The following is a 12,756-nucleotide window of genomic DNA, read 5'->3' as shown; positions in this document are numbered from 1 at the left end:
TGCTCAATATGGGAATGCAGTAAATGGGCGGGTTTTGTTGTTTTTATCAAACCTGACTTCGACGTGATCCATGTTCTCTATGTACTTTGGGTTTTCTTTGTCTTTCTTGTTAGGTTTGTATCCGTGGCCAGCACCGGGCATTTCCATCTTGATTACCGGGTTGCCGGATGGATCATGCCCCGTGTATGACGGATTGCCGCCCTGCATTTTGTGGATGGCTTTGTTGAGCGCGTGCAGTTGAATTTTCCAGCTTTTGAATTGTGAGCTGGAGTTTACTTTTCCCTTTTTTCCGTTAGCTGGGTTAGTGCCATCTATTGAACGTTTTTGCATTGCTGTACTTGGTATCTCCTTGCCGTGCTTTGCGACAGTGTGCATGTCGTATTTTTCCTCTAATTCCAGTACCCGTCTTTTGGCGTTTGCTTCGGTTAAATCCTCTATTCGCGCTCGTCGTTCTTCCCGCGCGGGTTGAGGTATCGCGGGTTGTCGCTCATCAACCCTTGCCCTTTCATTTGGGGCTTCGAGCCCTGCTTTTGGCTTGCATCCGTCGGAACCAGGGCAGGTGCTTAACCCCAGCGGATCCACCCACCCCGTAGGATTAGGCACATACCGATACCCATTGATCCCCCCCGCCAACTTCACCGGGTCCGGCGTCAGGTAGCGACCAATATCGGGATTGTAGTAGCGATGCCGGTTGTAGTGCAGCCCGCTTTCCTCGTCGAAGTACTGGCCTTGGAAGCGCAGCGGATTGTCGATTGTTCCCACGTCCAGGCGGGTGATTTCGCCGTAGGCGCGGTAGTAGGCGGACCAGGCGATTTTGCCGTCGGGGGTTGTCAGTTCCTGGGGTGTGCCGAGGTGGTCCAGTTGGTAGTGGTAGGGCTGGGTGGCTTTGGGGCCGAAGCCTTCCAGCAGGGCCATTGGGCGGAAGCTGTTGGGTTCGTAGAGGTAGCTGCGATGGCGATCCGCATGGTGTTCGGCGATCAGTTTGTCGCCTTGCCAGAAGAACTCGGTCGTCAGGCCGTCAACGGTTTTGCTGATGCGTCGGCCAAACGGGTCGTAGCGGTAGGCGGCGGTTTGCCCGTTCGGTTGGGTGACGCCGATCAAGCGGTGCTGACAGTCGTAGCGGTATTCGGTGACGAGTTGGTGACCTTTGCCGCGTCGCTCACGGATCAGGTTGCCGAAGGCGTCATAGTCGTAGTGCCGATCCCCCTGGATCATCAACCGATTGCCCGCGACGATGTCGGGGCCGGGGCGGTTTTGCATGAGCAGGTTGCCCGCTGGGTCGTGGGCGAAGTGCTCTTGGTTGGAGCGAACTAGGCGGTTTAGCGGGTCGTAGCTGTAGTGGTGTTCGCCTTTGCGGGTGTCGAGGATGCGGCTCAGGTTGCCGGTTTTGTCGTAGTCGTATTGGCGACGGTAGAGGTGGTTTTGCTGTCGGGTAACGGTGTGGGCGTGCAGCCGTTGTTGGTCGTCGTGGTGATAGTGGCTGAGCAGTTGGCCTTGTTGACGCTGGTGTTCCTGGCCGGCTTTGAACAGGTGCGAGGTGAGGGTTTCGCCGTTGAGTTCGACGGTGGTGAGGTGGCCGCCTTTGCCGTGGTTGAACGTAACGCGGTTGTTGTCGGGCAGGCGCAGGTGTTGCAGCTGGCCGCAGGCGTCGTAGCCGTAGCGCAGGGTGCCCCAGCCTTGGTGTTCGGCGGTGAGGCGGTTTTGTCGGTCGTATTCGTAGGCCAATGACCAGTGGCCGTCTTCGACGCCAAGGAGGTTGCCTTGGCGGTCGTAGGTGTAATCCACAACTCCGCCGTCGGGCAGGGTTTTTCGTACGAGGCGGCCGGCGAAGTCGCGCTCGTAACGGGTAACGAGCTGACTGCTGTCATCACCGTATTCGGTCTTTTCCTGCAGATTGCCGTTGAGGTCGTAGAGGTAGGACGTGCGCTGGCCGTCGAAGCCGGTTTCCTGCTGGATCAGGCCGTTGGGGTGGTACTGCAATGCATAGGTTTCGCCGACTTCGTTTTCGATCTCGGTAAGCAGTAGCCGGACGTTGTCGTAGCGGTATTTGACCTGGGTGCCGTCAGCGTTAATCCGCCGACTGATGAGGTGTAGGCCATCGGCGTATTCGTAGCGGGTAACGTGACCCAACTCATCCCGCTCGAAGGTGATTTTTCCGTACGGGTTGTAGCTGTATTCCCGCGTCGAATCGTCTGGCAAAACCACACGAATCAACCGACCCAGGTTGTCCCACTGGTACTGGGTCAGCGCACCGTATTCATCCTCTCTCGCAACCTGCCGGCCAACATCGTCATAGCGATAACGCTTAACGCCGCCATTGGGCAACTGTTCCTCAACCAGCTGCCCACGTTCATTCCACACCAGCCGATGGCAACTGTGATCGGGATACCAAACCCCCGTCAGTTGCCCATATTTGTTGTAGCTGTAGTCCGTGACATTGCCGTCTGGATCCGTCCTACGCGTGACATCGCCCTGATCATTGCGCTCGTACTTCCAGACCGCCTCACCACGCCGCACAACCCGTACGAAGCCGTTGTCATGTTCGTAGGAGGTCGGCTCATCATCCCCTGGAAACAGCGCTACCAAACGTCCGGCGTCGTCGTACTGATACGCCGTCACCGCGCCCAACGGGTCTTGCTCGACCGTCAGCCGGCCCTTGTCGTCGTAGGATTTGAAGTGCGTCGAGCCATCTGGATCAACCCGCTGCACCAGCCGCGCCCGCTGATCGTGGACGTAGACTTCCTGGCTGCCATCGGCGTTAAACACCGTGACGCGCCCGTCGTCCCCCCAGGCATAGCGCGTGTCCATCTGCGCAAAGCTCGCCCAATGCCGGACACACCGCGCAGCCTTGCCAGACCGTTCCCACTCCCAAAAGAAACTCGCCCCACCGGCCAACCCACGCTCAAGAATCACATGCTGATCGTCGTAGCGATAAACCTCGCTTTCGCCTACGGCATTGGTCGCCGAAACCAACCGGCCAAGGTCGTCATAGGCGTAGGAAATAACGCCGTACTCGGTCATCCAGACGTAGGGATCAGAACCCTCGGCCCGCTGAATCTGGTAATCCACCGCCACAATACGGCTGGCCGAATACCGCAAAAACAGCGAACGCCCGACACCGTTGTCCAACCGTTCAATGCGCCCCAAAAGATCCCGGGAAATCCGCAGCCGGTTGTCATACGCATCGCTGATGGCTGTCAGCAAACCCTCTCGAAAGTGGTAGAAACGCGACGCCTGCGCCAGTACCAACTCGTCAGGCAAAGTCCCGAGATAGATCGCCACTTCGGCCAGGCTATTGGTGATCGCCGGCCGGGCAACCGTCGGCAAGGGCAGGGTGGTAGCCCGATTTTCATGATCCGTCCACACCACCGAATCGCCCGAAACACAAAGCCTGTGGGCCAGCGAATGGCTCCAGCCAAACCCCAACCCGCACTCCACGTCCACCGCACTGGTGCGATACAACCGCGTCCACTCAAACGGCAAAATCCCGTCGAGCACGCCGTCAGTCAGGGTGAGCAATTCTTCCCCGGTGACCATCGACACCGGACAGCCGTTGGTGGCGGTCTTGTCCGCAGAAGCCGCCGCATCACCGTTGGCATTCCTGCCGGAAGCAGGCACATCATCGACAGCTTCCTGGCGAACCAACACGGTCTGCTGCCGACCCTTGCCCCGCACCATCGGCACCGGGTTCGCAACCAACTGATCCCCAGCCTTCAACGGCACATCCGGGATCGTCTTGATCGCCGTTGCCGGACCACCCAGCAGCAAGGGCTTCGACGCCTCGACATGCGCGTCGAGCTTCGGCCCCACCACTTGATCAGCCAACCTCTGCAACCACTTACGCGCCTGCCCGGATTTCATATGGCCTAATACCTGGGCCCCCAGACGCACCTTCACCCCCATGCCGCGCGTGGCCCACACCAGGAACAGATTGATAAGCACCTCGCCGGTGATTTCGCCCAGCAATTCGTACATCTGCGGCGGCGGCAGCATGCGAATCCAGCCGACCATCGCTGATAAATAGATGAACAGCAGTGGTTCATCACTGAGCATCAAGAAACCTTTGGCGACCGCATCCTTGCCCAGTTTCAGCAGCTCATCCAATTCGCCTTGGGTGACGAATCGCAACAACTTCTCGCTGTTGGCCTTGAGGTCAGTCAGCAGGTCATACAGCTGTAAGATGTTGTCCCAAAGGTTGTAGAGCACGTTGCAAAGCCCATCCGAAAACGCGATACCCTGCTTTGCACTGCGCCCCCTGGGCGTGGCGTTGGCAAAGTCGGCCCATTGGGCTTGAAAGGTCTCTGTCCACTCATTGCGCAGCTGGCTTTCCAGCTCGCTAATCATTGATTGATAAGACGCATACAGCGCCTTGACGTGATCCTTGGAAACGTTGGGATAAAAGATGATTTGGTAGCGCTGGTTGCGGGTGCAGTCTGTAACTTCAAGAATGCCGCTGGGACCGATGGTGTGTGGGATCGGCGCACCTACCAGGCCGCCGTCCGGGGCAATCGGTTGCAGTGTCACCGGCGTGTTGCCGATGGGCACGAACCGCGTGCTTTCGAACATGTGCACCAGGGTCAGCGAGCCTTGGGCCTTGCACACGGCAACGGTACGCTTGGGTTTTTTGGAAGACGCCGGGGCGACGAGAGCGACCTCTTCGCCAACCTTGAATACCTGCTCGACTTCCAGCACCGAGCCACTCCAGAAGCTCTCAGCCCATTCGTCAAAGGTGTTCAGGCAATTACGGAAGTCACGTAGGACACTTTCGATATCCGGATTTTTGCCATCCATGGGGGCCAGGACAAAGCTGGCGATTACCGGAGTCAAGCGACAGCCCCGACAACTAGGACACTTAGAACTAAATCCATCTGCAATCCCTCGCACTGTGAAATCAGGCGAGGGACTTTGCAGAGGTTTTCAGGGGCAGGGAGTAGAGCTTATCCGGCGCTTACGTGGGACGTTTCGACAACTCGTGTCTTCTCTCGCCCCAGCACCAGGCTGCACAGCGCCGGCAGAAACAGCAGCGTCAACAACGTGCCCACCAGCACTCCGCCAATCAGCACGTAGGCCAGGGACGACCAGAACACCGACAACGTCAGCGGGATAAAGGCCAGCGCCGCCGCCAGCGCGGTGAGGATGACTGGCCGCGCACGCCTCACGGTGGCTTCCACAATGGCCTCGCGGATGGCCATGCCGTGTTCCTGGTTCTGGCGGATCTGGTCGGTGAAGATCAGCGTGTTGCGCATCAAGATCCCGCCAATGCCGATCAGCCCCAGGATCGCGTTGAAGCCGAACGGCTGGTTGAACAGCAGCAAGGTCGGCACCGCACCAATCAAGCCTAGCGGCGCGGTGGCGAAGACCATGAACATCACGCCGAACGAGCGCACCTGGAACATGATCACCGTGAGGGTCAGCAGGATCATGATCGGGAACAGCGCCGCCAGTGCCACGTTGGCCTTGGCGCTTTCTTCAACCGGGCCGCCGATGTCGATCCGATAGCCGGCGGGCAGCGTCGCTAGCAAGGGTTGCAGGTCTTTGTACACGGCCATTTCCACGTCGGGCGGTTGTACGCCGTCGATGATGTCGGCGCGCACTTCCACGGTGGCTGCGCGGTTGCGGCGCTTGAGGATCGGCTCCTCCATGACCGCCTGGAAGTGGCCGACCTGGGCCAGTGGCACCGCCGTGCCGGTGCTGTTGGTCAGGGTCATGTTGTTGAGGTTGCCGAGGTTTTCGCGCTGGCTGCCCTGGGCACGGGCGACCACTGACACGGTGCGGTTGCCTTCGCGCACTTCAGTGATGGGGTTGCCGCTGAGCAGGGCGTTGAGCTGGGATTTGACCTCGTTGGGCGTGAAGCCCAACAGGCGCAGGCGGTCTTGATCCAGCGCCAGGCGGTAGCCACTGGTGCGCTCGCCCCAATCGAGGAAGGCGTCCTTGGTGAGCTTGTTTGCGGCGACGACCTTGCGCACGTCTTCGGCCACGCCGCGCAGTACATCGACGTTGGGGCCGGAAACGCGGAACACCACCGGGAACGGCACGGGCGGGCCGAACAGCAATTGCGTCACCCGCACGCGGGCGGCAGGGAATTCGCCTGCGGCAATGCGCTCGCGCATGCGTAGCTTTAAGGCGTCACGGGCGTGGGAATCCGCCGTTTGCACGATCAACTTGGCGAATGCCGGGTCAGGCAATTCCGGGTTCAGCGACAGAAAGAACCTCGGCGCGCCGCCGCCCACGTAGGTGTCCACCAGGGTGGTTTGCGGTTCTTGCAGCAGGGCTTTTTCCAGCTGCGCGGCGACCATTTCGGTGCTTTTGAACGCACTGCCGGGCGGCATGTACACCTCAAGAATCAGCTCGGAACGGTCGGAATTGGGGAAGAACTGCTTGTTCACCGCGCCCATGCCCAAACCGCACAGCACAAACGCTGTGACTACCAGGCCGGTCACCAGCCAGCGCCGACGTACACAGATTTCGACCAAATCACGCAGCTTCTGGTAATAACGTCCGGCGTAAATCGCTTCATGCCCGCCGGGCACCGGTTTGACCTGCGGCAGCAGTTTCACGCCCAGATACGGGGTGAAGACCACCGCCACCAGCCAGGATGAAATCAACGCAAAACCGACGATCCAGAAGATATTGCCGGCATATTCCCCCGCACCTGAACGCGCAAAACCCACCGGCAGAAAACCGATGATGGTCACCAGGGTACCGGTCAACATCGGCGCTGCCGTGGAGCTCCAGGCGAAGGTGGCGGCGTGAATGCGGTCGAAGCCTTCTTCCAGTTTCACCACCATCATCTCGATGGCGATGATCGCGTCGTCCACCAGCAAACCCAGGGAAATGATCAGCGCGCCCAAGGTGATGCGGTCGAACTCGCGGCCGGTGAGCAGCATGATCACAAACACGATCGACAGGGTCAGCGGCACGGCGGCGGCCACCACCAACCCGACGCGAAAGCCCAGGGCCAGCAGGCTGATCAGCATGACGACGGCGAGGGCGACGAAGAATTTCAGCATGAACTCGTTGACCGCCAGGCGGATGTTTTTCGCCTGGTCGGAGACCTTGGCAAAGTTCACGCCCAAGGGCAGGTCGGCGTGGATTCTGGCTTCCTCGGCCTTGAGGCTTTTGTCCAGTTCCAGGCCGTTCCAGTGTTTTTCCATGATCACGCCGAGCATCAGCGCCGGGTCGCCCTGGTGGCGGATGCGGTAGCTGGGCGGGTCTTCGTAACCACGGCTGACGGTGGCCACATCGGCGATGCGCAGGACACGGCCGTTGACTTCCAGCGGCACGTTTTCGATCAGCGCCAGGCTGTCGAAAGCGCCGTCGATACGGATATAGGCGCGGGCGCCGGCCGTCTCGACGAATCCCGACGGCGCCACGGCGTTTTGCGCGGCCAGTGCGGCAAAGATCTGATCCGGCTTGATGCCCAGCGTCGCCAGGCGCTCGTAGGAAAACTCGACAAACACCCGTTGTGCCTGCTCGCCGAGGATATTGACCTTCTTCACCCCCGGTAGATTGAGCAAGCCCTGGCGCAGTTCTTCGGCCATCTGCACCTGTTGCCGGTGGGGCATATGCTCGGCTTCCAGTGCGTACAAGGCGAAGTACACGTCGGAATATTCATCATTGAAGAAGGGGCCGATCACGCCTTTGGGCAGCTTCGCGGCTTCATCGCTGAGCTTTTTGCGGGTCTGGTAGAACAAGTCCTGGATCTCGCCGGGGCGTGTGGATTCCTTGAAGGTCATGCGCATCGACACGAAGCCCGGCTGGGCGATGGTCTCGACGCGGTCGTAGTAGTCCAGTTCCTGCAGGCGTTTTTCCAGGCGGTCGGCCACCTGTTCCTGCATTTCCTGGGCGGTGGCGCCGGGCCAGGCGGCGGTGATGGTCATGACCTTGACGGTAAACGACGGGTCTTCGGCGCGGCCCAGTTTGCCGAAGGAAAAGATCCCGGCAGCGAGAATCGCCAGGATCAGGAACAGCGTGACCGCGCGGTGTTTGACCGCCAGTTCTGAGAGGTTGATGCCGCGCATGTTCAGTGGTCCTGCTTGCGGTTGAGGGCCAGTGCCTGGGCGGGCAGCAGGCGTACCGCGTCACCGCTGTGCAGCAGGTGGGCGCCAAGGGCGACGATGAGTTGGCCGGGGGCCACGCCGCTGTCGAGCAGGGCGTCTTCCTGGCCGAGGCTGACGACATTTACCGGGACGAAGCTGACGCGGTCGTCCGCGCCAATCAGCCACACGCCGGTGCCTTGCCCTGCATCCTGCAAGGCGCCGATGGGGACTCGGGTGTGTTGGGCCTGGCCGTTGCCTTGCAGGCGCACGGTGATGGTGGAACCGAGGGCGAAGCGCTCGACGGCGCCGTGCAACACGTAGCGGGCACGGTAGGTGCGGGTGGTGGGGTCGGCGCTGGCGGACAGTTCGCGCAGGGTCGCGGTCACCGCCTGATCCGGCGAACCGAAGGGGAAGGCCAGGGCACGCTGGGAGGCTTGGTCACGCTGGTTTTCCGGCAGGTTGACGATGGCTTCGCGGGCGCCGTCATGGGCCAGGCGCGCGACGACTTGGCCTTCGGCGACCACTTGGCCGCGTTCCACGCGCACGTCGGTGATGATGCCGTCGCCGTCGGCCTTGAGGACGGAATAGGTGCGGCGGTTTTCGATCTGGCTGGCGTCGGATTGCGCGGCGGCCAGTTCGGCCTCGGCGACGCGCAGGTTGGTCGCCGACTGGTCGAAGATCTGCCGCGACACCGCGCCGGTGCTGGCCAGGCGCTGGTAGCGGTTTTCGTCGTCACGGCGTTGGCGCAGTTGCGCCTGGGCGGCGTTGACGCGGTTTTTCGCCGAGCGCAGGGCCAGTTCGAAGTCGCCGATGTCCAGCACCAGCAAGGTGTCGCCACGGGAGACGTGCTGGCCGGGGTCGACCTTGCGTTCGATGACTTTGCCGCTGACACGGAAGCCCAGGTCACTTTCCGTACGCGCTGCGACCACGCCGGTGTAGGCGTTTTGTTGGGTGCTGGCGGCTTCGACTTTGGCCGCGAGCACCGGGCGTGGTTGGGGCGCTTGGGCGGCGGTGTCGGCCTGGCTGTTGCAGCCGCTGAGGATGATCAACAGGGCCAGGGGGGTGAGTAGGCGCAGGGGAGAAGGGTGCATGGCGGGCTCCGGGGGTATTACATAAAATTACGTCGGTAATATTTTGTTGAATATTATGATCGAAATAAAAATTAAGCCAGCCTCTTTTATCTGGATGCCGCCCAGTCATCGGAAACGATTGGGATCAAATGTGGGAGCGGGCTTTTGTGGGAGCTGGCTTGCCTGCGATGGCGTTCTGTCAGCCAAGGATGTGCAGGCTGACACACCGCTATCGCAGGCAAGCCAGCTCCCACATTTTGATCTCCATATGACTTTGAGGTGGGCGGGGGCGCATATGGCGATGTCACACTTTGTCCAAGTTATCCGGGCCTGGATGAGTACGATTCTCTTTTGAGTCCACTCCTAAGGTCCCCACCCATGCTTCCTGCTTTCCGCTTCACACCCTTGGCGCTGCTGGTCGCCGGCAGCTTTAACGCCTATGCCGACGAGCCCGTTGCCCTGCAACTCAACGATGTGGTGGTCACGGCTGCCGGCTTTGCGCAAAGCGTGGAAGACGCGCCGGCCTCGGTCACTGTGATTGATGGTGAAGCGCTGCGCCGCAAGTCCTACCGCGACTTGGGCGACGCGGTGCGTGACGTGGAAGGGGTGACGGTGAACGGCGGCGCCAATGAAACGGACATCTCCATCCGTGGCATGCCGGCCGACTACACCTTGATCATGGTCGATGGCAAACGGCAGAGCGCGCGGGAATCGCGGGTCAACGGCAACAGCGGCTACGAGCAGAGTTTTGTGCCGCCGGCCGCCGCCATCGAGCGTATCGAAGTGGTGCGCGGGCCGATGTCGTCGCTGTACGGTTCTGATGCCATCGGCGGGGTGATCAACGTGATCACGCGCAAGGTTTCGCCGACCTGGGGCGGCTCCATTGGTTATGACTATTCCGCGCGTCAACACAGCGACCAGGGCAACGCGCGCCAGACTCAGTTCTATCTCAGCGGCCCGCTCAAGGAAGACTTCCTCGGCTTGCAGGTGTGGGGTCGTTACCTCGACCGCCAGGCCGACGACGACATCGAGCAGACCAATGGCTTCAGCAACGCCGACCACCGCGACCTCACCGCGCGCCTGGCCTTCACCCCGAGCATCGACCACGACATTCTTCTGGAAGCCGGCGCTACCCGCCTGAAAAACGGTGACGGCACCAGCGCCAACTGGGCCACCCGCGAGCAGGAGAACAACCGCGATCACTGGTCGCTGTCCCACCAGGGACGCTGGGGTTGGGCCACGTCGGACGTCGCGCTGTCCCAGGAAACCTCCAGCCGTGAAGGCAAGGCCACGCCGGCACAAACCGATATCTACGGGCGCAAGCCCGAGATCAAGAACACCGTGTTCGACGCCAAGCTGGTGGTGCCCACCGCGCATAACGTCAGCACCGTCGGCCTGCAATGGAACAAAAGCGAACTGACCGACTGGAACCAGGGCCTCGGCGACCGTGTCGACTACACCTTCTCCGTTGCGCAAAAAGCCCTGTTCGCCGAGAACGAATGGTCGGTCACCGACACCTTCGCCCTCACCACCGGCCTGCGCCTGGACGAGCACGAAGAGTACGGCGCCCACATCAGCCCGCGCGTTTACGGCGTATGGCGCGCCAGCGAGCAGTGGACGTTCAAAGGCGGCATCGCCCGTGGCTTCAAGGCGCCGGAACTGCGCGCGGTGGTTGCCGATTACGCCTACCTGCGCCGCAACCGTTTCGTGATGTTTGGCAACCCCGACCTCAAGCCCGAGACCAGCACCAACTACGAAATCTCGGCGCTGTGGAGCAACCGCGACAACCTCTCGGGCGGCGTGACGCTGTTCTACAACGACTTCCAGGACAAGCTCTCCACCGTCACCACCGACCGCATGTGGAATGGCTACACCGTGGTTGAGCGGGTCAACGTCGACAAGGCGATCATCCAGGGCGTCGAACTCAACGGCCAATGGGACATCAACGACCGCGTGCTGCTCAAGGCCAACTACACCTACACCGATTCCGAGCAGAAAAGCGGCGCCAACAAAGGCGCACCGCTGGCCCTCACCCCCGAGCAAAAAGCCAATGTGCGTACGGAATGGAGCATCAACGACCGCACCCAGGCCTGGGCCTCGCTGAGCTACTACGGCGAAGAAACCGGCAACACCATTACCACCGACAAGCCGGCGCCGGGCTACACCACGGCGGACCTTGGCGGTTCGTTCGATGTGACCGACTCGCTGACCCTCAACGCCTCCCTCAACAACCTCACCGACAAGCGCCTCGACGATGAAACCTACGGCACGGTGAACTACGGCCGTACGCTGTGGATGGGTGCCACGCTGAACTTCTAAAGCGCGGCGGGCAAGCGCACCACGGCGCACAGGCCGGCGGGTGGGCGATTTTCCAGCAGCAACTCGCCGCCATGGGCCTGGATGCACGAGCGTGCAATCGCCAGGCCCAATCCCACGCCGCCGTCGCTGACGCCGCGTTGCACAAAAGGCTCGAAGACTTTGCTCAACCAGTCCTCGGGCAAGCCGTTGCCGTGGTCGAGGATGTCGATACGCAGCCAGCCATCGTCTTCGCGGCGCAGGCCCAGGCTGGCGTCGCCGGCATGGTGCAGGGCGTTGTCGATCAGGTTGGTCAGGGCACGTTTCAGCGCCAAGGGGCGACAGGTCAGCAGCAGCGGCGGCGCGCCGTGCCAGGTGACGGGCTGTTGCAGGCGCTGATAACGCTTGGCCAGGTCATCCAGCAGGCCGCTCAGGGACACGGTGGCGGTGGGTTCCTGCACCGCATCATCGCGCACAAAATTCAGGGTTTCGCGCACCATCGCGCTCAGTTCGGCGAGGCTTTCCAGCATGTCGTCGCGGGTCTCGCCGGGTTCCAGCAGTTCCACTTGCAGGCGCAGTTCGGTGATCGGCGTGTTCAGGTCATGGCTGACGGCTGCGAGCATCCGCGTGCGGCCTTCGACATGCCGCGCGAGGTTGGCTTGCATGGTGTTGAAGGCGGCGGTGAGGTCGCGGGCTTCCTGCGGGCCGGTTTCCGCCAGTGGGGCGATCCATTCACCGCGGCTCACGCGTTCGGTGGCCTGGGCCAGGGTTTTCACCGGGCGCACCACGCGGGCGATAAAAAACATCACGATCAACAGCACCGGCAGCGTGGTGACGGGCAGGCTGTAGGCCAATACGCGGCCCCATTCATAGGCGCCGGCAGGATATTGCACGGCGTTCAGATAGCTACCGTTGGGCAACGCAATGCTGCTGCGCAGGCGCAACGGCGCCCAGCCAGCGGGGCTGAACACGTGGGTGCGGGCGTTGGCGCCGCTGATACGTTCCAGCTGCATGCCGATGCTGGCGGCGTTATCCAATTGCAGCTGGCTGCGCAGTTCGTTGGCCAGGCGTTGTTCTTCCGGGCGCAGCTCAAACGGTGGGACTTCCGGCGTGGCGGCGATCCAGAAACGTGTGTCGCCCGTGCCCATGGCTTCCAGCAGGTGTGCGGTTTCAGTCGGCGGCAGGTCGATGGCCGTGTGGTGCGCAATCCCCAGGCGTTCCAGGCTGAAACTGCGGGACAGCGGGTGGATCAGGCTGCCGGTGCGTTGCAGAAACAGCATGGCAATGGCATTGGATGCGAGCAACGCCAGCAGCAACAACAGGCTCAGTTGCCGCGCCAGTGTGCGCGGCCA

5 protein-coding genes are annotated in these 12,756 nt (G+C 61.4%); 1 reads left to right on the top strand and 4 read right to left on the bottom strand.

Going from position 1 to position 12,756, the window contains the following annotated elements; genetic code table 11:
- Positions 1-3 precede the first annotated feature (3 nt).
- The 3 genes from ACU688_RS24970 to ACU688_RS24960 form a co-directional block, all read right to left on the bottom strand.
- Positions 4-4,827 (bottom strand): RHS repeat-associated core domain-containing protein, encoded by a 4,824-nt coding sequence (locus ACU688_RS24970; RefSeq protein WP_448186803.1) that lies wholly within the window; start codon positions 4,825-4,827, stop codon positions 4-6.
- Positions 4,828-4,937: 110 nt separating this feature from the next.
- Positions 4,938-8,021 (bottom strand): efflux RND transporter permease subunit, encoded by a 3,084-nt coding sequence (locus ACU688_RS24965; protein ID WP_448186776.1) that lies wholly within the window; start codon positions 8,019-8,021, stop codon positions 4,938-4,940.
- Between the two features lie 2 nt (positions 8,022-8,023).
- Positions 8,024-9,130, bottom strand: coding sequence for an efflux RND transporter periplasmic adaptor subunit (locus ACU688_RS24960; protein WP_448186775.1), 1,107 nt, complete (start codon positions 9,128-9,130; stop codon positions 8,024-8,026).
- Positions 9,131-9,487: 357 nt separating this feature from the next.
- Between ACU688_RS24960 and ACU688_RS24955 the strand changes: the two genes are divergently transcribed.
- Entirely contained in the window at positions 9,488-11,428 is a 1,941-nt protein-coding gene (locus ACU688_RS24955) for a TonB-dependent receptor domain-containing protein (protein ID WP_448186774.1), read from the top strand.
- On the opposite strand, the gene ACU688_RS24950 is transcribed toward ACU688_RS24955, so the two are convergent.
- A complete protein-coding gene (locus tag ACU688_RS24950) occupies positions 11,425-12,744 on the bottom strand; it encodes an ATP-binding protein (RefSeq protein ID WP_448186802.1) in 1,320 nt (439 codons plus the stop codon). The genes ACU688_RS24955 and ACU688_RS24950 overlap by 4 nt on opposite strands.
- Positions 12,745-12,756: the final 12 nt, after the last annotated feature.

The organism is Pseudomonas acericola (SeqCode) (assembly GCF_053456465.1).
The sequence above is the reverse complement of the archived record's forward strand: the minus strand, read 5'-3'. Positions and strand labels throughout refer to the sequence as shown.

Coding starts and splice junctions, on each gene's coding strand:
- ACU688_RS24965 (WP_448186776.1), bottom strand. CDS start 8,021: ATGCGCGGCATCAACCTCTCAGAACTGGCGGTCAAACACCGCGCGGTC.
- ACU688_RS24960 (WP_448186775.1), bottom strand. CDS start 9,130: ATGCACCCTTCTCCCCTGCGCCTACTCACCCCCCTGGCCCTGTTGATC.
- ACU688_RS24955 (WP_448186774.1), top strand. CDS start 9,488: ATGCTTCCTGCTTTCCGCTTCACACCCTTGGCGCTGCTGGTCGCCGGC.